This is a genomic window from Mesorhizobium sp. WSM2561 (genome assembly GCF_000513915.1).
GTDB lineage: Bacteria > Pseudomonadota > Alphaproteobacteria > Rhizobiales > Rhizobiaceae > Mesorhizobium > Mesorhizobium muleiense.
On sequence record NZ_AZUX01000038.1, the window covers coordinates 36,464 to 57,167 of the forward strand.

At 59.9% G+C, this 20,704-nt stretch carries 15 protein-coding genes and 1 pseudogene; 10 read left to right on the forward strand and 6 right to left on the reverse strand.

Annotation, left to right across the window (positions count from 1 at the left end; all coding sequences use genetic code 11):
- Nucleotides 1-429 precede the first annotated feature (429 nt).
- Both M727_RS37495 and M727_RS0125770 read right to left on the reverse strand, forming a co-directional pair.
- The gene (locus M727_RS37495) at nucleotides 430-1,389 is read right to left on the reverse strand and encodes a glycosyltransferase family 2 protein (protein ID WP_051505741.1); all 960 of its coding nucleotides are present in this window, start codon (nucleotides 1,387-1,389) and stop codon (nucleotides 430-432) included.
- Nucleotides 1,390-1,442: 53 nt separating this feature from the next.
- Nucleotides 1,443-2,297: a hypothetical protein gene (locus tag M727_RS0125770; RefSeq protein WP_027155050.1), complete on the reverse strand. Its 855-nt coding sequence runs from the start codon at nucleotides 2,295-2,297 to the stop codon at nucleotides 1,443-1,445.
- Between the two features lie 76 nt (nucleotides 2,298-2,373).
- Between M727_RS0125770 and M727_RS0125775 the strand changes: the two genes are divergently transcribed.
- The 3 genes and pseudogenes from M727_RS0125775 to M727_RS37505 all read left to right on the forward strand — a co-directional run.
- A complete protein-coding gene (locus M727_RS0125775; RefSeq protein ID WP_027155051.1) occupies nucleotides 2,374-3,165 on the forward strand; it encodes a methyltransferase domain-containing protein in 792 nt (263 codons plus the stop codon).
- 1,015 nt (nucleotides 3,166-4,180) lie between these two features.
- On the forward strand, nucleotides 4,181-4,777 hold the full coding sequence (locus tag M727_RS37500) for a hypothetical protein (RefSeq protein WP_051505742.1): 597 nt from the start codon (nucleotides 4,181-4,183) through the stop codon (nucleotides 4,775-4,777).
- A 121-nt stretch (nucleotides 4,778-4,898) separates the two neighbouring features.
- Nucleotides 4,899-5,546: pseudogene (locus M727_RS37505) on the forward strand (sensor histidine kinase); the annotation flags it as partial.
- Between the two features lie 219 nt (nucleotides 5,547-5,765).
- On the opposite strand, the gene M727_RS40510 reads toward M727_RS37505, so the two are convergent.
- Complete coding sequence (locus tag M727_RS40510; RefSeq protein ID WP_198032695.1) at nucleotides 5,766-5,909, reverse strand: hypothetical protein; 144 nt, start codon at nucleotides 5,907-5,909, stop codon at nucleotides 5,766-5,768.
- Nucleotides 5,910-6,242: 333 nt separating this feature from the next.
- Between M727_RS40510 and M727_RS0125800 the strand changes: the two genes are divergently transcribed.
- The 4 genes from M727_RS0125800 to M727_RS37510 all read left to right on the forward strand — a co-directional run bounded on the left by M727_RS0125800 (nucleotide 6,243) and on the right by M727_RS37510 (nucleotide 14,051).
- Nucleotides 6,243-7,496, forward strand: a complete 1,254-nt coding sequence (locus M727_RS0125800; protein WP_027155052.1) for a cation:proton antiporter — start codon at nucleotides 6,243-6,245, stop codon at nucleotides 7,494-7,496.
- A 441-nt stretch (nucleotides 7,497-7,937) separates the two neighbouring features.
- Nucleotides 7,938-8,942 carry a ribosome small subunit-dependent GTPase A gene (gene rsgA, locus M727_RS0125805; protein WP_051505745.1) on the forward strand — a complete coding sequence of 335 codons (1,005 nt, stop codon included), beginning with the start codon at nucleotides 7,938-7,940 and terminating at the stop codon, nucleotides 8,940-8,942.
- Nucleotides 8,943-9,659: 717 nt separating this feature from the next.
- Nucleotides 9,660-10,244, forward strand: coding sequence for a GNAT family N-acetyltransferase (locus M727_RS0125810; protein WP_027155054.1), 585 nt, complete (start codon nucleotides 9,660-9,662; stop codon nucleotides 10,242-10,244).
- 528 nt (nucleotides 10,245-10,772) lie between these two features.
- Nucleotides 10,773-14,051: an AAA family ATPase gene (locus tag M727_RS37510; protein ID WP_051505743.1), complete on the forward strand. Its 3,279-nt coding sequence runs from the start codon at nucleotides 10,773-10,775 to the stop codon at nucleotides 14,049-14,051.
- A 608-nt stretch (nucleotides 14,052-14,659) separates the two neighbouring features.
- Here the strand turns inward: M727_RS37510 and M727_RS0125820 are convergent.
- The 3 genes from M727_RS0125820 to M727_RS0125830 all read right to left on the reverse strand — a co-directional run bounded on the left by M727_RS0125820 (nucleotide 14,660) and on the right by M727_RS0125830 (nucleotide 17,401).
- Nucleotides 14,660-15,136, reverse strand: coding sequence for a hypothetical protein (locus tag M727_RS0125820; RefSeq protein WP_027155055.1), 477 nt, complete (start codon nucleotides 15,134-15,136; stop codon nucleotides 14,660-14,662).
- 235 nt (nucleotides 15,137-15,371) lie between these two features.
- The gene (locus M727_RS0125825) at nucleotides 15,372-16,454 is read right to left on the reverse strand and encodes a hybrid-cluster NAD(P)-dependent oxidoreductase (RefSeq protein WP_051505744.1); all 1,083 of its coding nucleotides are present in this window, start codon (nucleotides 16,452-16,454) and stop codon (nucleotides 15,372-15,374) included.
- A gap of 89 nt (nucleotides 16,455-16,543) precedes the next feature.
- Nucleotides 16,544-17,401, reverse strand: a complete 858-nt coding sequence (locus M727_RS0125830; protein ID WP_027155057.1) for a LysR family transcriptional regulator — start codon at nucleotides 17,399-17,401, stop codon at nucleotides 16,544-16,546.
- A 133-nt stretch (nucleotides 17,402-17,534) separates the two neighbouring features.
- Here M727_RS0125830 and M727_RS0125835 point away from each other — a divergent pair, with 133 nt between their 5' ends.
- The 3 genes from M727_RS0125835 (at nucleotide 17,535) to M727_RS0125845 (ending at nucleotide 20,703) form a co-directional block, all read left to right on the forward strand.
- Nucleotides 17,535-18,617, forward strand: a complete 1,083-nt coding sequence (locus M727_RS0125835; RefSeq protein WP_027155058.1) for an amidohydrolase family protein — start codon at nucleotides 17,535-17,537, stop codon at nucleotides 18,615-18,617.
- A gap of 12 nt (nucleotides 18,618-18,629) precedes the next feature.
- A complete protein-coding gene (locus M727_RS0125840) occupies nucleotides 18,630-18,983 on the forward strand; it encodes a Rieske (2Fe-2S) protein (protein WP_027155059.1) in 354 nt (117 codons plus the stop codon).
- 112 nt (nucleotides 18,984-19,095) lie between these two features.
- Nucleotides 19,096-20,703, forward strand: a complete 1,608-nt coding sequence (locus tag M727_RS0125845; RefSeq protein ID WP_027155060.1) for an ABC transporter substrate-binding protein — start codon at nucleotides 19,096-19,098, stop codon at nucleotides 20,701-20,703.
- Nucleotide 20,704 lies beyond the last annotated feature (1 nt).

The window sequence follows — 20,704 nt, forward strand, 5'->3', positions numbered from 1 at the left end:
ATGCCGCAGATTTTCCTCGGCTGACAGTCACTCCTCGCTCTCGAGGTCGCGATGATGATCTGCGACAGCAAATGCGAGAGGCCGTGCTAGCCAAGGCGAACTGGATCGTTCGCGCTTACGGTCAGCGAGTGGAGGAACCTTTCGGAGGCGATGTTGACCGGCAATGACGAAGCTATCCGACCTAGCACCCCGCTTCCCGGCACGAGCCGGATAGGGACGAGCGCGGGCATTTCTATGAATACTCCTCGTGTGGCCAGTTGGTTGACTCTCGCGACCTTCGACAGGTCATCTGGCATGAGCAGCCAGGGCACGTGCCGCTGGAAATGGACGGCAATAACCCGCATGCCTCAACCTTTTGTCTGCTAGGCTCAGGTCTGGGTTATCGGGGGTTGACGTCGCGCTCCTTGAGCAGTTCCCCTTCTCCCGTGCTCAGTCGCCGGGACTGAACGGCGGAGTTGGGTCAATGAATGATGTGGCAGGAATCCTCGCCCTGAGCGCAGTGCGGAGCGCGCGCCTTTGGCGCCGATCCTTCATCAAGCTCCACAGGAGCTGGAGAAGCGAAAAGCCCATGGCCTGAGACAAGCGATTGATACGGAAGCCGGACATCGCTTCCGCGAAATGACCTTTTGTCAGAGCATGAAGCAATCGGCTGGCCGTTATATAGCGTACCGCCCCGGGATATCTTTCCCGAAGTCGCGGATGCTTGCTGAGCAGCATCGAATAAGCATTGAAATAGCCGTCAGGCTGCCTTGAGATCGAATCATCGGAAGTATGTTTTGTCCAATCGGTTTCCTGCGTCAGCAGCGCTCCGCAGCGCAGTGCAAGCCGCAGCAGCATCTCCCGGTCCTGCATCCGCTGGAGTGCCACATCGAACGCTCCGATCTTAACCAGGCTGTCCCGGCGCACGGTGATCGCCGAGCCGGCGATGAAGATGACCTGCATGGCCAGCGCCTTTTCCAGGACGGATCCGTCGATATAGCCATGGCGATTTGCGCAGACAGTCTGTCGTGATCCGCGAATGGTGGTGAAGGAACTGATCAGGAGTTCGAGGTCAGGATCGGCTTCGAATTGCGCTAACGTGTCGCGCAATCGACAAGGAGAGAAGACGTCGTCGGAATCAAGGAAAGTGACGATATCGGCACGCGAGGAATCGATACCGATGTTTCGCGCCAAGTTAGCGCCTTGCCGCTCCGGCAAGCGAAGCAGGATGAGTCGGGGATCGTGGAGCGCTCGCAGAGCCTCCATCGTGCTGTCGGTCGAGCCATCGTCGATGATGATGTGCTCGAAATCCGTGTGCGTTTGCGAAAGCACACTCGCGATAGCCCGCATCACGCTTGCGCACCTATTGTAAGTCGGCGTTATGACTGAGATGGCAGGCTTTGTTCCCATCTCAGTCAACGCCTGCTCAATGGACCGACCTGCGGAGTCGCGACATTCCGATCCTATAACCCATGCTGCAACAGCATACCTTCAAATCCGTCAGAGAGATTGGCGGCTCCTTCGGCGAGCAAATTCGTCAGATTTTGTGGACGTCCCGGCGTTTTGTTCGCGTCGAGTAGGATAGCCTTTCCTTCGTGGACCACGAAGTCGAATTTTCCATAGTCGAAGCCAAGCTGGCGTCGGCGTTGGCGGAGTTCGTCTGGTACGGGCACGGCCTCCTTGCGGATAAATCTCGCTGCCTTTACGAGCCGGTGCGACGAGACATATCGCGTACACCGTTCCGCCTCTCCGCAAAACACCCAGAACCTAAGCGCGAAACCGTCCGGTTCCCTTTCCGCCACGAACCGCTCTACTGAGAGGTTCGGATCGGCCGTGACACCGTCAGGGATCTCTCCCGGAGTGTCGTATATCCGGTACTCGCCGATTTCTGGTATTTCGGGGAAAGGCTCGGTTTGCCCCGCACGCCTTGCCCGCCTGTTCATCCGGCGCTCGGGATCGCCCGCCGAATTGCGGTTACTCTTGACGATTACGGGTCCATTCCAGCCGTCGTTCGCGTCGAGCACCGCACCGCTCACCTTGCGCTTGGAGATGTCGGCCGCAGCAAGGTTAAGGCACAGTGGGAAGCTCCGGCCGTAGTCGACATAGTCGTCCGGCGTCACGGTCGCGTCCACGTGCAGAAGCGCGGCGTGGCCTGTAGGCCGCGACAACAGGCCTCTTGCCACTACGACCTCATGTTTGCGCCTTTGCAGCTCGCCAACGATGTCATAGAGCATGTAGCTGCTCGTCCAGCGCCGCAACATGCCACGCCGTTTCAGCAGCTCGTCATATTCATGGGTGATCACAACGATCCGCGCCAACTCGCCTCCGACTCGCAAACGTCCATAACCGAACCGGTCAAGGCCCGCTGATGCAACTTTATCGAGAATGCCTTCGATGACAAACCATTGGGAGCATTATCACCGACATTGGAACCTGTTGGATGCGCCTCTCCGCCCGCCGGCGGAAACGGTCAGTATCATCGAACGGGAAGCCGCCACGGCAGACGCGGATGTTTTGCTGCTCGGAGTGACGCCGGAACTTGCTGGACTGGGCAAGACGCTGCGCGCGGTCGATTCGTCGCGAGGCATGATCTCCGCATTGTGGAAAGCCAGCATGCCGTCGAGGGAAGCTGTCGTAGGCAGCTGGTTCGACCTTCCGCTGGCAAGCGGCAGCGTCGACGCTGTCATCGGGGACGGCAGCTTGAACTCGCTCGGTACCTCCGCCGAGCGTTTGGTCCTGCTGCGGGAGACGGTGCGCATCCTGCGGCCTGAAGGCTGCGCTGCGATCCGTGTCTTTGCTGGTCCGGATCGGCGCGAAGGTATCGGGGCGATCAAGGATGACGTGCGCGCTCGGCGGATCGATGGTTTCCATGCCTTCAAATGGCGGGTAGCGATGACACTGGCGGGGCCAGAACCGGACTACAGAGTCAGGGTGACTGAGATACGTGACGCAATCGACGAGCTGTTCCCGGATCGGGCCGAACTTTCCGCAGCCACCGGCTGGAGGCTCGAGGAGATCGGCACGATCGATGCTTACCTGAAGTCCGATGCCATATATTCATTTGCCGCCACTGCGCGGCTGGTCGAGGAAGCCGAAATTCTTTTTGAAGAGGTTCGGTTGGTGCCCAGCGGTTCGTATTCCTTGGCCGAACGATGTCCTGTTCTCGTCATGAGACAAATACGCTAGAGCAGCAGGAGAATTTCGGATAGGTCTGAAGCGTCGGTAGCGCGGTCGCCCATGCGCTTGTCGGCGGCATCGGCAGATCGGCCCAACCTGACGAAGGGGAGAAGTCCGGACGAAGGCTGATCGAGACCTGCGGCCCTACTTGGTATCTGACGTCAACGTTTTGGTATTTGATCACGCGTATTTGCGGTGGATCAAAGCTGGACACTGTCCATTGCCTCCACAGATAGCCTGCACTGACGTGAGGTCGCATGATCTTGCCGCAACGGAGGCGAAATCTGATGAACCCAATAGCATCTCTGTCACTGACGACGTACCCGCACCCGACCCCTCCGAAAATAGCGGCGAACCCAGTTGCCGTCGTTGAGCAGATGGGCCTCGCTTCATGCTGTCGCCATCACTGTCGATATACCCGACGTTTCGAACCCGCTGTCGAGCTATTTTCTCGACTTCCCAACAATATCCGCGAGGCGGAAGCAGCCAGTCGCAAGTGCGGCACCACTTTGCTGCAGGCGGTCTCAAGGGAAGCTTGCAAAGCGGCGTGACCCTGACCACACAACAGATAACGGCACCGCCGGCATGGTTGCAGCGAAGGAGTCCCGCTACTCTGTCTGGTCGGTTGGGAGTCGGACAATCAGGCAGTAGCGCCTGCCGCACGCGTGCCTCCACAGCAGCACAGAGTATAGCACACAGCGAGCCGATCCACGAGGGCGAGGCGCTCGCAAAAGCGATCATCGAGACAGTCGACCGATTAAGTCGATAACCAGTGACAGATCACGCCCAACAGAGCGAGCGCGGTTAGGCCCTACTCTTTAGCGCGCGCCAATGGATTCCTCATTTTCCTCAACCACGAGGCCGGAATTGCCGTTCCGTGACATAAAGAGCTTCACAGCGGCTTCGCTTCGTGCCATCGGGACTGTCCACCTCTCACATGCTTTGGGCGGCGCCCGCGTTAGCCGTTCTCAGCGTTTCGGGGCCAGGTGCCATACCCTTAATTCTGGCTGATCCGGAGAGGAAGTTGGCCGATCAGACACCCGCCGACCAATACTTCAAAATAGAGGTAACGCAGCGTGTCTTTGTCAACGAGGCCGACGAAGTCGTGTTTTATTCCCGTCGCGCCGTGAAGAAAGAAAAGCCGCGGGTCGTGCGGGAGAAAGATCTTCGCGAGGCGCTGCTGATCCTCATCGATATTCTGGTCGCCGTCATCGTCCCGCGCCGGTATTGGGCTCACCTGTGCCACTTCCAGGCCGGAGCGCGGCTCGGCAAGCATGCCCGCAAGAACCTTTCCGGGTTTGTCGAGAGCGTATCGGCGGTAATTGGCGGCGCCGCCAAACTGCAGGCCCGGGCGCTCTTTCGCGCTGGTCGCGATGCGCGCCATCGCCGCATCATGCTGCTGGCAGGCGAACTAACGCGGTTGCGCTGGCAACCGCGTATCCGCCTTAGCGGCGTTGATGGATTGCAGGCCGCATTGCGACGCGGTAACGGTGTCATCATCTGGTGCAACCAATTCACCGCGCAGAACCTGATGGGCAAAAGGGCGCTGCGTGAAGCTGCCATCAAGTTAGCGTCTCCGAGCACGGGTTTTCGAATTCAGCTTTCGCGAGACGATTTCTGAACCCGCTTCTGGTGCGGGTTGAAAATCGCTATTTGGCCAGCAGGATCGTTTTCGATCGCGGTGATGCCTTCCAGGTCACCAAGCGCATCAGTGCCATCCTGAAGAACAATGGCGTGGCGGCCGCACCGAAGACCTGCTGCGGCAAAAGGATGTGCTGCTGCGCGAAATGGAGCACCGGGTCGCCAACAGCCTGCAGATCATCGCCAGCATCCTGTTGTTGAAGGCCCGCTCCGTCACATCAGAGGAAACTCGTCAGCATTTGAAGGATGCCCATCAGCGGGTTCTGTCGGTCGCCGAAGTGCAGCGCCACCTCCACACCACGACCGGCGTCGAAGAGATCGACGTGGTGTCCTATCTGTCGAAGCTGTGCAGCAGCCTGGCCGTCTCGATGGTTGGTGAAGACCAGCCGATCGCGGTTAACGTCACGGCACAAGGCGGCAGGATAGACTCGCAGAAGGCGGTAAGTCTCGGCCTGATCGTCACCGAGCTCGTTCTCAACGCGGTCAAATATGCGTTTCCGATGGAAAAGGCCAAGGCGCTGATCCAGGTGTCTTACGAAACCGACGGCGACGACTGGAAGCTGACGGTCTCGGACAATGGCACCGGGAAAGCCGCCGGCGAGCCGTCGAGCGCGGGCTTGGGGACAGCCATCGTCGAGGCGCTGGTCAAGCAGTTGGAGGCCAAGATCGAGGTCATCAGCGACACCAAGGGCACCAGCGTGTCGGTGACCAGGGCGACGTTCACCTCGCGCATACCGCGGGCAGCGTAGCCTCATCCATCCCTATGGAATCGCAGCGCTTCCGGGGATCATGATTCAGACGCACCCTATGGCGCATTAGGTGATTCCAAGTGGAACCAATCCTTCGCTGCTGTGTTGATAAGACACATCGAACGCCCCGAGCGTTCGGTCGTTGAAGAGTCCGCTTCCCGACCCCCCTCCGGAACGCGGGTTTTTTTGCGCCTTCCGCCCGGTATCGAGGTCCAAGGGCTAGCGAAGTGCCTGCCGTCCGGAAACTGTCTCGATCTTGATCTGGTAAACCAGATGGCTGCCCGCAGTGACCGGCGTCGCGCCCAGATTGAGCGAGCCGGGATCCCAACAGTTGGCGTGCTTCTGCAGCAGCGACCAGGCCAATTCCCGCTTATACTTAGACGCCTCTGGGTTGCCCGGTCCGCCATTTTTTTGTGAGGTAGTCCACAAAACTTGCCAACGACAAGGACCGTGTGTCGTCAGCATTTATGGAAATACCGGCAGGCGTCCTGCGCTCAGCCATTTCAAGTCACGCCTGCCAGCCGCGTCCGCCGCCGCTCGCACTGGTGGCGTTCTGAGCCTTTGTCATGACACAGTGCCGATACCTTTGGCAGCAATGTTGCTGATCAGCCCAGCGAAGGATACCAAGGTCAAGACAGCACCCCGGAGCCGGTTTTGATTGACGAGCCTCTATTGCAGTTGACGGCCTAGGTTCGCATGGAATCCTACGCCCTTCTCCTAGCGGCCTTCGGAGCAGTCGTGCTCCTAACGGCATGGCTGCCCATGCTTCTGAAGAAGCTCCCTATTTCGCTGCCGATGGTCTGCATTGGGATCGGGATGCTCCTAGTCTGGTCACCATTCTCTCCGTTCTCGGGAGTAAACCCGTTTGAGAACCGTTATCTCATCCAGCGCATCACCGAGTTCGTTGTCATCGTCGCTCTTATGGGAGCTGGTCTGAAGCTGGACCGGCCGGTGAGCTGGCGAGGTTGGGAAACCTCGTGGCGGCTGGTGGGCATCGCGATGCCTCTGACTATTATCGGAACCGCACTTCTCGGCTGGTCAATTCTCGGCCTGGGCATTGCTGCCGCACTTCTGCTTGGGGCTTCTCTCGCGCCAACTGATCCCGTTCTGGCAAGCGACATACAGGTGGGGCCCCCTCAATCCGGTAAGGAGGACGAGGTGCGTTTTGCACTTACCTCCGAGGCTGGCCTCAACGATGGAGCCGCCTTTCCGTTCGTCTATCTCGCCATCGCCGTTGCGCTGTCGACAGCGTCGGGAGAACCGTTCTTCACCGACTGGCTTCTTGTTGATGTTGTGTGGAAAATTGCCGCGGGCTTGGGCATCGGATGGCTGGGCGGCAAGGCTATGGGCTACCTAGCCTTTCGTTTGCCGAAACGAGCCGGGTTGTCAGAGACGAAGGACGGTTTTGTAGCACTCGGAATCACCTGCCTCGCCTATGGCTCGACCGAAATGATACATGGCTACGGCTTTCTCGCTGTGTTCGTAGCAGCCGTGGCTCTACGATCGGTCGAGCGGCAGCACCAATATCATGAGAGCCTGCACAATTTCGCTGAGCAAATCGAGAGATTGCTAATGATGGTGCTCCTGGTCTGTTTTGGGGTGGCCATAGCTGAAGGCTCAATCTTCGGCGCTTTGAACTGGGAGGTGATCGCCACCACTGCCCTGATGCTGTTTGTGGTGCGACCGCTATCCGCGTGGGTGGGACTAATTGGATTTCCAGCGCCCGCACGTGAAAGGGGTGTCATTGCATTTTTCGGAATTCGCGGCCTCGGTTCGTTTTACTACCTCGCATTTGCGCTGGGCCAAGCGCGATTTGAGGGTGAGACGATTCTTTGGGTCACCGTCTGCTTCGCCGTCTTGAGTTCAATAGTCATGCATGGTGTGGCGGTCACTCCGATCATGCGACGGCTGGACCGCCGTCGATCACTACGCGCAGGCATTCGGCACTGAACTGGGAAATTGCCCTGTCGGATACAAGCATGTGGAGTTGGTGTCAAAATTATCACGATCTCCTGCCTTGATGGGCTATCACCACCCAACCGCGACGTAGGACGCTCCGTGGCTGTACAGCAGAGCCGGCTCGGTCGCACCAAAAGCGGCCGTTTGGCCAGTTAAGTCTTTTCAAGCGGGAAACGGTGGTATCATTATCCCCGAGCGTGCCAAACGCTAGCCGGCTTCCCGACGAATGCGGATCGATCCATCGATCGGTGATCCGCGGCGCCGGCTTGCCAAATCCCCGCCATGCCGCCCATATAGCGGCGCGAACAATCGCGCCCATCCCGAGTGCCTGTTTTCCGCGCTCATCTCATTTTGCCAAGGATATTGTTCGATGTCTGCGACGCCGTACCTTTGGTCAAAGCCGTGACGGATCACTCCACCGCCACTCGATCGATGTCCCTCGCAAGCCTGGGATGGACGGATTTTTTCGGCGATCAGGTTGGTCCGCATGAAGCGAACCTCGTCCCAACGCGTATCGCCACGGTGCACCGTGACCGCCTGACCGGCATATCTCAAACAGGGCAAATGGACCTGACACTGCCGACGCAAGCGAACACTGGCGACTACGCCGTTGGCGACTGGGTCCTTGTCGATCCCCATTCCCACCTGCTGCACCGCCGCCTGACCCGCAAGACAGTGCTGGAACGCCGCACGGGCACCAAGGTGCCGCAGCTTGCCGCAGCCAACGTCGACACGTTGCTTATCGTTACCTCATGCAATGCTGATTTCAACCCGGCTCGGCTCGAGCGCTATCTGGCGCTGGCGAACGAGGCCGGAACAAATCCAGTGATCCTGCTGACCAAGGCCGATACCGTGGCTGACGCCCGGGAGTACGAAAAGCAAGCCGCCGCACTACAGCGGGGGCTGATCGTAGTGACGTTGAACCCCCGCACGGCTGATGCCGCAATCGCCCTAGCCGCCTGGTGCGGCGCTGGACAAACAGTTGCACTGGTCGGTTCCTCCGGCGTGGGCAAATCGACGCTGGTGAACACGCTAGCCGGATCAGCGCAGCAATTACCTCAACAGACCGGAGACATTCGTGAACAAGACGCCAAAGGACGCCACACCACCACTTCGCGATCTCTGCACCCCATTGCAGGTGGCGGGTGGGTAATCGATACGCCAGGAATGCGAACGCTGCAGGTTAGCGATGTGGCTTACGGCATCGACACACTGTTCGCCGAAATTACCGAGCTTGCCCCGCTCTGCAGATACCGCGACTGCACACATGCTCATGAACCGGGCTGTGCGGTACAAGCAGCTTTGGCCGCTGGTACGCTGGATCCTGAGCGTCTTGCTCGCTGGCGCAAACTCTCCGACGAAAATCGCAACAACACGCCAGTTCAAACCCGGCCTCGTGGCAGCAATTTCACCAGCGGTCGCGGAAAAAGGCGTTGAACGACTAGGGTTGAGCTCAGGCACTACCCGCAAAGGACACCCTAGCGCTACCGAGCCGTGCAATGTCTGGCAGTGGTGGATACTGGTCGTATCACCGCCAACATCTTCCACATGATCAACAGTCTCGCCGTTATGGCCATCGAAGGCGGTCGCGAACAGATCCCACCTAGAGTAAGCTTTGCGCACACGACCTGCCGTTAGGCGGCCGCGAAGGAAACAGTAGTGAAAGGGCGGGATCTTCTCTTTGGACTGGTTGTGATCGGGCGACCCCTGCACAGGTCGCCGTTGAGTTCCGCACTGCAATCTTATGCGACTTTGGGCGAACAAACATCGAACAAGTCAGAACGACTTCGCTCACATGCTGGGATCCGCTGTTCGTCATGGGCTCAGTTGTGCCAAGAGCGACCCTTCCGAGCCGAGAACCAAATGTGTCGCATTAGGGGCCGAGACCGGACCGTCAGCTCTTCGCTGCCGTTGCGCAGATACCTGACGTTCGGCAGCCGACCTCAATTCAAGCCGTTGGTCGTCTTGGTTGCACTGCTGTTAACGTTGGGTGGTCGCGCGCAGCGTAGACGAAGTTCATACCTCCGTTTTCGCCGGCCTCACCCTTCCGCTGCAGCTAGCGGCGCTGCGATCGAGCGGAAGCTTGGACAGATTGCAAAATCGCACTACCTAAGGCGTGTGACCTCGGCGGACTGTCTGCCTAAGGAGGATTGCGTGAAGTCAGAGACAGTAGGAGTTGCGTCCGCCGCCGATGAAAATCCGGTGGTCGGTACGGTCGTTCTGGCGTTTACGGCGGACCCTATGGCGCGATGGACTTGGCCTAATTCGCACCAGTTCCTTGCGGCCTTGCCACGGATGGTTCGTGCGCTGGGAGGCGCGGCATTCTCTTGGGGAAGCGCCTTTTTCACCAAGGACTACGCCGGTGCGGCGCTGTGGCTGCCGCCCGGGGTGCATCCTGACGACAAAGAGCTTGATGCGCTACTCCAGAGCACAGTTGCGCCCTCTCTGGCCGGCGAAACCGCGGCTGTATTTGAGCAGATGGCCACCTACCATCCGACCGAACCGCATTGGTTCCTGCCCCTGATCGGTGTCGACCCGGCGCACCAAGGCGAAGGTCACGGCAAAGCCTTGATGTCGTACGCACTCGCACGGTGCGATCACGATCACGCGCCAGCTTATTTAGAGTCCTCGAATCCGCGCAACATTCCGTTTTACCGCCGGTACGGCTTCGAACCGCTCGGCGCCATCCAGGTCGGTTCGTCGCCGACAGTCGTCCCGATGCTGCGAGGACCGCGTTGAGCCGTGAAAGGTCCGGGAGGTGGATCTGTCTGGGCGCGGCTTGATAGTGGTTCGGACAGCATCGTCGCTGCAGGTGTAGGCCCGGTGGGCCCGGGCAATCGTGACGTGTGATCGGCGGTGGTCCACCATGGCGGTTGGAGATGATTAGTATCCTAGGTTATGGCGACTGTCAGCCGACGCTTTGGTCGGCACCGCACGCAGAGCGCGTCGACTGCGTTGGGGCCGGGAGCCGTCGGTCCGGTTTGAGAGTTAAAGGCGCACAACGCGGACATTCTCCTGGATCAGCCGACCCGGTTTTGAGCCATTTTAGGCTTCGACTTACCTTCTCTGGCACCAAGCTCCTTGAACTCCCGAATGTTAAGATTCCGGAGATGCGATCGGGGCAGCGATGGGCGCTAGGACCGGTTCAGAGCTAGGCAGGCGACAGACAATTGACTTGCATGGCCGACACAGCGCGAGCGAGAATGCCGCTCCTGGGATCGGCCTGCAATTCGTTCGGCTTTAGCCAGGTCCAGTTGAGGAACCGCCATGCGCGACATCGCCAAGTGGCTGGAGAGCCAAGGTCTTGGCGAATACGTGGGTGCGTTTGCCAACAACAAAATTGATGCCGACGTGCTGCCCAGCCTGACGAGCGATGATCTCAAGGAGTTGGGCGTTGCCGCGGTAGGTGATCGGCGCAGGCTTCTGAGGGCGATCGCCAGCCTTTCAGCGCCTGACATCGGGCAGCGTCACGAAGGGGCCGCTGCGCCGGTCACATCGGCTGAGCCCTCGCAAGAAGTGTCGCCCGAACGCCGCCAGCTTACGGTGATGTTCTGCGACCTAGTGGGTTCGACGCCTCTCTCGGTCGAGTTCGATCCCGAGGATGTGGCCGACGTAATACGTTCCTATCACACAAGCTGCACAAAAATCGTGGGGCGATGGGATGGGCATATCGCCAAGTTTATGGGCGACGGCGTGCTGGTCTATTTCGGCTGGCCGCGTGCCCATGAGGACGATGCAGAGCGCGCCGTCGAGGCGGGTCTTGAACTGACATTGGCAGTCTCGACGTTGGATACCGCCATTGGACGACCTATGGCAGCTCGTGTCGGTATCGCGACAGGTCTTGTAATGGTCGGCGAAACGACTGGTACTGGAACGGCGCGCGAGCGCGCCGTGGTCGGCGAAACACCGAACCTGGCCGCGCGGCTACAAGGCATCGCGGAACCCGGAACTGTCGTGGTCGCCGCCAGCACCCGACAGCTCCTTGGCAACCTCTTCGAGACTGCCGATCTTGGCGAACACCTCTTAAAGGGATTTCCGGAGCCCGTACGCGCTTCACGTGTCCTGGGCAAGGCCGCCAAGGAGACACGCTTTGAAGCGCTGCACGGCCGGCTCCATACGCCGCTGATCGGGCGCGGCGATGAAGTGGAACAACTGACGAAGCGATTTCAGCAAGCGGAGGCGGGCGAGGGCCAGGTCGTTCTCATTTCGGGCGAACCAGGGATCGGCAAGTCGCGCATTTGTGAGGCGGTGCGAGCCAAGCTGCTGCACCGGCCGCATGTACGCCTGACCTACCAGTGCTCGCCGTCGCACGCGGACCGAGCATTTTACCCTCTGGTCACGCAGCTTGAACAGGCGGCCGACATTCGCTCGGACCTCGATCCGGGCGAAAAATTGCGAAGGCTGACGGCGATGCTTCCCAGGTCTGGCGAGAGCGCTCAGGTCCAATTGTCGATTCTAGCCGCTTTTCTCTCCATCCCAACGAATGGAGGAGAAGCTCCGCCGAGCCTGGATGCGCTTCAACAGACGGAACGAACCTTTGATGTGCTTATGAGCCTCTTGGAGGATTCCTGCGCCAAAGGCCCCGCGGTCATCACCTTCGAGGACCTGCACTGGTGCGACCGGTCGACGCTCGAGTTCCTCAACCGGCTCGTCGACAGGGTAGAGACCCTGCCAGTGCTGCTGCTCGTCACCTCGCGCCCCGGGATCAGCGTGGCATGGTCGGATCAGCCTCATGTCACGACGGTTGCGTTAAATCGCATAACCAGGCGCGAGTCCGAGAAAATGATCGATTCGCTTGCCAACTCCGACGTGCTGCCGGAGCGCGTCGTCGAGGAGATCGTGAAGCGAAGCGATGGAATACCGCTGTTTCTCGAAGAGATGGCCCGGACCTTGATCGAGGCACAGAACCAGCCGAACGCCGCCGGCGCGCTCGAGCGGGGCGTGCCGGCATCGCTTCAGGACATGCTGATGGCCCGGCTCGATCGGCTCGCCACCGGAAAGCGGGTCTATCAGACCGCGGCCGCAATCGGTCGCGAGTTCACCATCGGACTGCTCGAGCGCGTATGCGATCTCGATGGAGCCGCGCTGCAACTGGCTTTGGATGCCCTGGTGGAGGCCGAGCTGCTGGTCTCCCGGCAAACCGTCTCGGGAGCGACGTATGTCTTCAGGCACGCTTTGCTTCAGGACGCGGCCTATGGCAGCCTGCTGCGTGATACACGCAAGGAACTGCACGCGCGCATCGCCGCTGCGCTTGCACAGGCGGAAACCGACGATCCAGGATTGCTGGCGCATCACTACGAGAGTGCAAATGCCTGGAACGAGGTCTTGAACTGTCGACTCCTGGCGGCGGCGAAAGCCGAGAGTCGCGGGGCTCGCTGGGAGGCGGCCGAGCACTACCGGCGCGCCATCCAGGCTCTCGAACGCCTTCCCGACACGGCGGCGCACCGGCAAACCTACGTCGAGACGGTCTTGGCGCGGGCCAGGAGCGGCCGGCAGTACGCGAGCAAGCAGGAACGTGCCGAAGCGCTTCACCAGGTCGACAGGGCAATCGCGTTTGCCGACGGGGACACCGCGGCACTGGCGGGGCTGCAGTCCTTCAAGGGAGTGGATTGGCTGGAAGAGCCGTTGCTGGTCAGCGCCGAACGACATGCCGGTTTCGCGGATGCGGCGCGCCAGGCCGAAGTTGCGTTTCGCTATGCCAACTTCCTCGGCAATACCGGACGGCTTGAAGAATCACTCGGCAAGATTGAACGGGCCGCGGCGCTGTTGCAGGAAGTCGGGGCCCTGGAAGAGCTCGGTTCGCTCGCCGCAGGTGCGGGCCGTTGCTACAATGCCCGCGCCGGGCGGTTGCAGCGGTCTCTGCAATTCGCCGAGATGGTCCGGGAGATCGCCGCGTCGACGCAGGACGTCGAGGTGCGCTCGTGGCTGGCGATGGAAGCAGAGCCTTTGCTTTACAAGGGACTCTGGCAGCGGACGGTGGAGGTGGTCGAGCAGAACCTCTCCACGGCCTGGGAGAACGCGAGGTGGAGCGTTGTATTGTGGGCGTCGGGCTGGGCAGCCATCGCCTGTCTGAAGCTGAACCGGATTGCCGACGCAAGGGCCTTCCTGGATCCGGTGATGAAGACAGTGGCACGGCGGATAGATAACGATTTCTGCAAGATTTATCCACACATCGCCTTGAGCCAATTGCACCTCGCCGAAGGGGATGCTGCAGCCGGGCTGCAAGCGGCGGAACGCGCGCTGGAGCTCGCGGAGCGTGTAACGGCGCGGCTCGAGATTGGCGCTGCCCGTCGCGCGCTCGGCCAAGCCTACGAGGCCAGGGGAGATCGCCAATCGGCGGACGGGCAGTTCCGTCGAAGTGTTGACGTTCTCCAGACAATCCAGTCCCGACCCGAGCTCGCCCAAAGCATGCTTGCCTTTGGCAGATTTGAACTGGTTGCGGACAGAGATAAAGCAAAAGGGCTGTTACACAGCGCTCTTAAGCTGTTCAAAGAAATCGAGGCAGACGGTTGGGTGGCGGAGACACAAACCGCTCTTCTTCGCTGATCTCTTCAATCTGACCCGAGAAGACCTGTCCGCGAAACGATGACAGGGTTGCGACCGCTCGCGTCTCGAGCAGCACGCTCCGCTGTTGGCGTGCAGTCTCAAGTCGCCGCCTGCGTTCGTTTTAGAGCAGCGTGGCTCTTCACGATTGGGCAGACATGACGCGCCTCTCGGACAGGCCGTTCGGGGGCCGAAAGCGGTCAGGCAGCTTCTAATCTGAGATGTAAGTGAGCAGACATTCAACTCGGCGCAGGCTCGGTCCTAAGCTGAACCAATGCGGACCTTCATGCCCGACCCCAACCCGGTGTAGAAGGCCGTGCTGGCCATTGGCGGGCATAACGGTGCACAGCGAGCAAGCTGATGACCCCGAACAGGTCTTGTACTGGTTCCTTTTGAAACGCATGCACCATCTGGATGAACTTTAACGCGCCAGCGGTGAGCTGGCCACATTCGTCGGCTAATTGGGTAAGGGACAGAGCTGGAGTGCGAACCAGCGTCGGACATCTGGACCGAGTCGGTGGGCTCTGGCGATTGCCGGTGCCGGTTGAGCCCTGCCTGCCAGGCGAAAAGCGGAATACCATCGGCGGTCTCTCGCCAGTCTTGGAATCCGATCAATCCGTCTCCCGCATCGCCTGCGCTATCAGTCCGCCGGCAGCCAAGCCCAGAGCAAGCGCGACATACGTGGCGGCGATCGAGCGCTTCGAAAGCACGGTCTCCCAGCCTGGGGTGAGCCGCTTCGGTACGACGAGATAATCCACGACGGCTGCAATCATGGCCACTGCCGAGGCATCGCGCAGCATCAGCAGCGGCGACCGCTGAGGGTCTCGGGCGAGCCAAGCCTCGAACGGAGCGGCCCAGAACATGGCCGAGGCATGGTGGGTGCCGAAGCCCACCGCAGTGTGTGCGAGGTCGGCTTTCCTGACGGCACCGGCCTTATCGCCGTGCACCCAGTGGCTGGTGGCGTTGGTCGGCTGCAGTGCGGGTTTGCCTTCGGCTTTGGCCAGAAGGGCTAGAACCGCCGCCGTCACAAAGCTTACGACCGTGCCCGTCACGGCCGTCGAAAGTCCCACATTCAAAAACCCGTTCACCTCAAACCTCCGCAAAACCAGTTCGCCCTCCTTTAATTGCCGAACCGAACCTCGGTTCCGTATGTCGGCGATGCCGTGGCCTGGGCTGCTGGACCGCCCGTCGCTGGACAGGCCTGGCGCGAGGCAAGGCACCGATTGCCGGCCGGAACCGCCTCGTGTGCGAGCACCACGATAATTTAATATAAAGAGACCCCAGCCCTAGCGCCGGGCTTTCCATCAGGATTCGCAATGAGATTCAGAGTTCGAGGCAAACAGTGCCTTGCGGCCGGCTGCAGCAGGCCAACACATAACCCGCCGCCTTCTCTTCAAGGCTGAGCCCTCCAAGGTCGTCCATCGCGACTTCACCCGAAAGCTTGACCGTCCGGCAAGTTCCGCAAATACCCTGCTGGCATGCGGTGGGAATGTGGAGCCCGCAATTGCGCGCCGCATCGAGCAGGGTCTCTTCGGGCGCACAAAGATGCTCTACGCCGGACCGGACGAAGCGGACGCGCGTAAGACCAGCGGCAGCCGATTGAGGAGCCATGGAATTGCCCACGGCGCCGCCGAAACTTTCCTCGTGATACTGGGATGGTGCGATGCCGATCTCCGCGACACAGGCCCGAACCGTCTGCATAAACGGCTCGGGGCCGCAAACGTAAGACGTGCGCTGGTGAAGGTCCGGAGCCAGCCGCAAGAGCATGGGGCCGTCGATGCGACCGAAAGGGCCCTGCCACGCCGAACCTTCCTGGCTGCAGATGAAGCTTACATCGACATTGGAGAATCGCGCGGCGAGCGCCTCCAACTCGGAGCGGAAGGCGATGTCGTCCGCCGTCCGAGCGCAGTGAATGAAACGGATGTCATGGCCAGATGCCCGGTCGGTTAGCGCCCGCAGCATCGACATAACGGGAGTGATGCCGCTGCCGCCCGAAAGGAAAAGCGGCTTCTCGGATGGTAGATCGTCGAAGTTGAAACGTCCGACCGGCCCTTCGATTTCAATGTTGTGGCCCGGCCGGAGATTGTCGTGAAGCCAGTTGGAAACAAGCCCGCCCTTCACCCTCTTCACCGTGATCTGCAGGTCGAGCGGTCGAGTCGGGGGCGACGACACCGAGTACGGTCTCGTTACCCGGGTGCCGTCGATTGTCAGGTTCAGGACTAAATACTGGCCTGCACTAAAGCTGAACATGTGGCCAGAAGCAGCTGAAAAGACGAATGTCTTAACGTCGTGTGTCTCATCGATGACGCGCCGGCAGCGCACGAACTGTCTTGAGCTCTCCGCCCATTGCCGTTGACGCAGCGCTGGAGCGAAATCGGTGGTCGAAAAGGGAGCGTGCGCGTTCATGATTGGACTCTGCTTGACCCGACCAGAATGGCAGCCGGGATACTTTCAAAAAAGCGGCAGATGTCGGCTTTACAATCGGATATTTCGATCTAGCTTTCCATGGACATAACGGCCAGATGGAGCGCGCGAATCCCTCTGCGGATGATCGGCTCGTGCTTGCGGCGCGCCAAAGTAGCAGTGTGAACCGGCTGCTGAAGCGCGGGCGCGCCCTCGACCACAAAAGACGGCCGCTCGGCGGTATACCGCCGAGCATCGTCACTGCGCATATAGCAAGTGCCACCCATGCGCCGCAGCATCGCTTCGGCGAGCGTTTCCGAGCCCATCGAAAGACGGCCAATCGCCAATTGCGGCAGCGCCTCGGCGTGGGCTTTTTCAAGCGCGACCGTGTAGCCCGGCCGGATATACGTATCCGGGTTGACCTCCGACAGGATCCTGGCCGTCGAAGACACCATCACATATTCTTCAACCATGAGAGGATCGTAGGAGATTTCAGGGAGGTATCGGGGCGCGTAGACCACAGCAATATCGAGGTTTCCCAAGCTCAAGTCGGAAATCATCTGCGGCGAGTAGTCGGACTCTACGTGAATTGACGATTTCGGCAGCACCTGGAACAGAGTTTCCACCCAACCCGGCAATATCGATCGCGTCATCCCGACCTGCGCAGCGACGCGCAAGGTGCCCTCGAACCGGTTGAATGCCCGAACGTCATGGCGGGCCTGAGACCATGTCGACAGCATCGCGCGTGCATAGGCTTCGAAACGTCGCCCCGCCGCGGTCGGTTCGGCCCCGGCGCGTCCCCTCAGGAAGAGCTCCGAACCGATGGCCTGCTCTAGGTTCCTGATGCGGGTACTGACCGTCGACTGCGTAACCCCAAGACGATCGGCCGTACGGTTGAAATTTCGCGACTCCATGATGTCGAGAAAGGTCTCGATGTGATCCAGCTGCATGTCGCCTCGCGATCGAAAAATCCGATCGTATTACCTCAGATCACAAGCTTGATCAAATAATTCCCAAGGCGGAAGCTGCGGTTGAAGAAGCCGGCTGGGTTAGCCGGCCTGCCGCGCCAGGGAGTTGGATAGGGTGTTCATAGTCGATTGCGATTGTCACAATTACTGGTCGAGCGCTACGGTGCTCGAGCCCTATCTTTCCGGCGTCTGGAAAGACATGTTCACAGAAGGCGAAAAAACTGGTCCGAGAGGCGCCTTCCCCCACGGTCACCGTCCGTGGTTTCACCCGCAGGACTTCTCCCGGAAGGACGTCAGGCCCGAGACGGAGGCCGACAACTATCTCATCATGAAAGAAAAGCACCTCGACAAATACAATGTCGGAGCTGCTATCCTCACCGGCGATGAGCCGATCGAAGCCTCCACGCTGGCCAATCCCTATTACGCCAGTGCACTGGTCAGCGCCTATAACGACTACCAAATCGCCGAATGGCTTCCCAAAGACAGTCGTTTTATGGGCTCCATCATCATCGCGCCGCAGGATCCGAAGCTCGCAGCAGCCGAGATCCGCCGCCTCGGCAACCATCCGCGTATGGTGCAGGTTCTGGCCTCCCAAGGCTCGGTCAAACCCTACGGTGATCCGTTCTACCATCCCATTTTCGAGGCTTGCGCCGAAGTCGGGCTGCCATTCGCGATCCACCTAGGCGGCCATGGCGGCATCAACTGGAACGCGGTGGCACCGGCTCCCACGACCTTCTTCTGGGAGACGCACGCTATTCTTCACATGTCGGCCTTGTCGCATGTGGCAAGCATGATCGCGCATGGCGTTTTCGAAAAATGGCCGGACCTGTATTTCGTGATCATCGAGTGCGGTGTGGCCTGGGTTCCATCGGTATTATGGCGTCTGGACGCAGATTACAAAGCGCTGCGCAAGGAAACGCCGTGGCTGAAGATGCTGCCCTCGGAGTATTGCCGGCGCAATATCCGCTTTTCCACGCAGCCGCTGGAGCAGCCCGCGAACATACAGCATCTCTGGTCCACTCTCGAAGCGATGGACGGCGAGAACACGCTGATGTTTGCCTCCGACTACCCGCATTGGGATTATGACGATGCCAACACGCTGCACATCCCGCCTGCCTGGAGGAGCAAGATCATGGGGTTGAATGCGCTCGAGGTCTATAAACGCATTCCCCGCACGCAAGCGGCTAATGCCGCCTGACGGGAGCAGACAATGGCTGAGAAGACATACATTTGCCGGGTCGAAGAAATCGAGACCGGAACTCCCTACATCGCGAAAATCCGCAGCCTTTCAGTCGGGGTATTCCGCATCGGAAATTCATTCCATGCCTTGCTGAACGTTTGTCCGCACCGCGGCGCTCCGCTTTGCGAGGGACCGCAATGCGGAACCACGGCGCCGGTCGACCAAGCGCAATTCATCTATCACCGCGAGAACGAGATCGTGCGCTGCGCCTGGCACGGTTGGGAATTCGACATAAAAACCGGTGCGGCCCTGGTCGATCCGGGCGTACGTGCCCGAACATTCCCGGTCACGGTGGAAGCTGGTGAAATCTATGTAACGGCGTAAGATTTGTGTCGAAAACGCTGAAAATCGAAAGGAGGCAAATCGGCTGAATCCGCCAGATCTGCTCGATAATGCCAACAACAAGAATGCGGGAAATCCGCAATGGGAGGAAGCAGTGTCAGAATCTGAATATAATCTGCGCCTGGCGCAAAACCTGATCGGCCGCGGCAAGGTTTCGCGCCGTGATTTCATCCAGCTCGGGCTGACGGCAGGCCTGACGGTCGCCGCCGCCGACACGCTCTTCGTGAGCGTGGCGCGGGCCGATCCGCAGCGGGGCGGCTTCGCCAAGCTCGGCATGGCACATGGCGCGACGACTGATTCGATCGATCCGGCCGGCTATCCCGATACCTTTACGCAAACCGCCTTTTCGGGTGCCATGTCCAACAGCCTGACCGAGGTCGACGCGAAAGGCAGCATCCAGCCTGACCTTGCCGAGAGCTTCGAGACCTCGGACGACGCGACGACATGGGTCTTCAAGCTGCGCAAAGGTGCGACCTTCCACAACGGCAAGACCGTAACAGCGGATGACGTGGTCGCCTCGATGCAATACCACATGGGAGCCGACACCAAATCGGCGGCGAAGTCGCTGCTGGAATCGGTGACCAATATCAAGGCGGACGGTCCGGAAACGATCGTTTTCACGCTAAATAGCGGCAATGCAGACTTTCCCTACATCATGAGCGACTATCACCTTGTCGTCATGCCTGCCAAGGACGGAAAGGCGGACTGGGAATCGGGCATCCGGACCGGCGCCTTCGCGCTTGAGAACTTCCAGCCAGGCGTCTCGGCGAAGCTCAAGCGCAATCCCAACTACTTCAAGAGCGGCAAACCCTATTTTGACGAGGTGGAGTTTATCGCCATCACGGACCTCGCCGCGCGTATGGCCGCGCTGTCGACCGGCGAGGTGGATTATATCGGCCGCGCCGACCTGAAAACGCTCGGTATGCTGAAGCGCAAGCCGACTATCGAAATCCTCGAGGTCACCGGATACGGCCACTACACGCTGCCGATGAACGTGACGGTGGCGCCATTCGACAACCCCGATGTGCGCATGGCGTTGAAATGGGCCATCGACCGCGAGGAGATCGCGCAGAAGATCTTCCTTGGCCATGCAACCGTCGGAAATGACAACCCGATCGCCCCGGCGATCAAGTTCGCCATCAATCCGGAGCCGCAGCACAAGTTCGATCCGGAAAAGGCACGCTTCCATCTGAAAAAAGCGGGAATGGAGAATCTCAAGGTCGACCTTTCCGTCGCCGATGCCGCTTTCGCCGGCGCCGTGGACGCTGCCGCCCTCATCCGCGAGACGGCGGCCCAATGCGGCATCGATGTCAATGTGGTGCGCGAGGCCGAGGACGCTTATTGGGACAATATCTGGCTCAAGAAACCGTGGTGCGCCTCCTATTGGAGCGGTCGTGCAACGGCCGACTGGATGTTCACGCAGGCCTACTCGGCGGATTCCAGCTGGAACGAGACGTTTTGGAAAAATCCCCGCTTCAACGAACTGCTGATCCAGGCACGTGCGGAGACCGACGAGGCGAAGCGCTCCGCGATGTATGCCGAAATGCAGCAGTTGACGCATGACGACGGCGGCGCCATCGTTCTGGTCTTCAACAATTTTGTCAGCGCCAAGTCCAAGAAACTGGCCCACGGCGAGCTGGCGCCGAACTGGGAGAATGACGGACTGAAGATGGCCGAGCGCTGGTGGGTAGCCAACGCGTGAC

Excerpts from the sequence above, each read along its gene's own strand:
- M727_RS0125775 (WP_027155051.1), top strand. The coding sequence starts at position 2,374 with ATGACAAACCATTGGGAGCATTATCACCGACATTGGAACCTGTTGGAT.
- M727_RS0125825 (WP_051505744.1), bottom strand. The coding sequence starts at position 16,454 with ATGAACGCGCACGCTCCCTTTTCGACCACCGATTTCGCTCCAGCGCTG.
- M727_RS0125830 (WP_027155057.1), bottom strand. The coding sequence starts at position 17,401 with ATGCAGCTGGATCACATCGAGACCTTTCTCGACATCATGGAGTCGCGA.
- rsgA (WP_051505745.1), top strand. The coding sequence starts at position 7,938 with ATGTCCCTCGCAAGCCTGGGATGGACGGATTTTTTCGGCGATCAGGTT.
- M727_RS37510 (WP_051505743.1), top strand. The coding sequence starts at position 10,773 with ATGCGCGACATCGCCAAGTGGCTGGAGAGCCAAGGTCTTGGCGAATAC.
- M727_RS37495 (WP_051505741.1), bottom strand. The coding sequence starts at position 1,389 with ATGGGAACAAAGCCTGCCATCTCAGTCATAACGCCGACTTACAATAGG.
- M727_RS0125800 (WP_027155052.1), top strand. The coding sequence starts at position 6,243 with ATGGAATCCTACGCCCTTCTCCTAGCGGCCTTCGGAGCAGTCGTGCTC.
- M727_RS0125840 (WP_027155059.1), top strand. The coding sequence starts at position 18,630 with ATGGCTGAGAAGACATACATTTGCCGGGTCGAAGAAATCGAGACCGGA.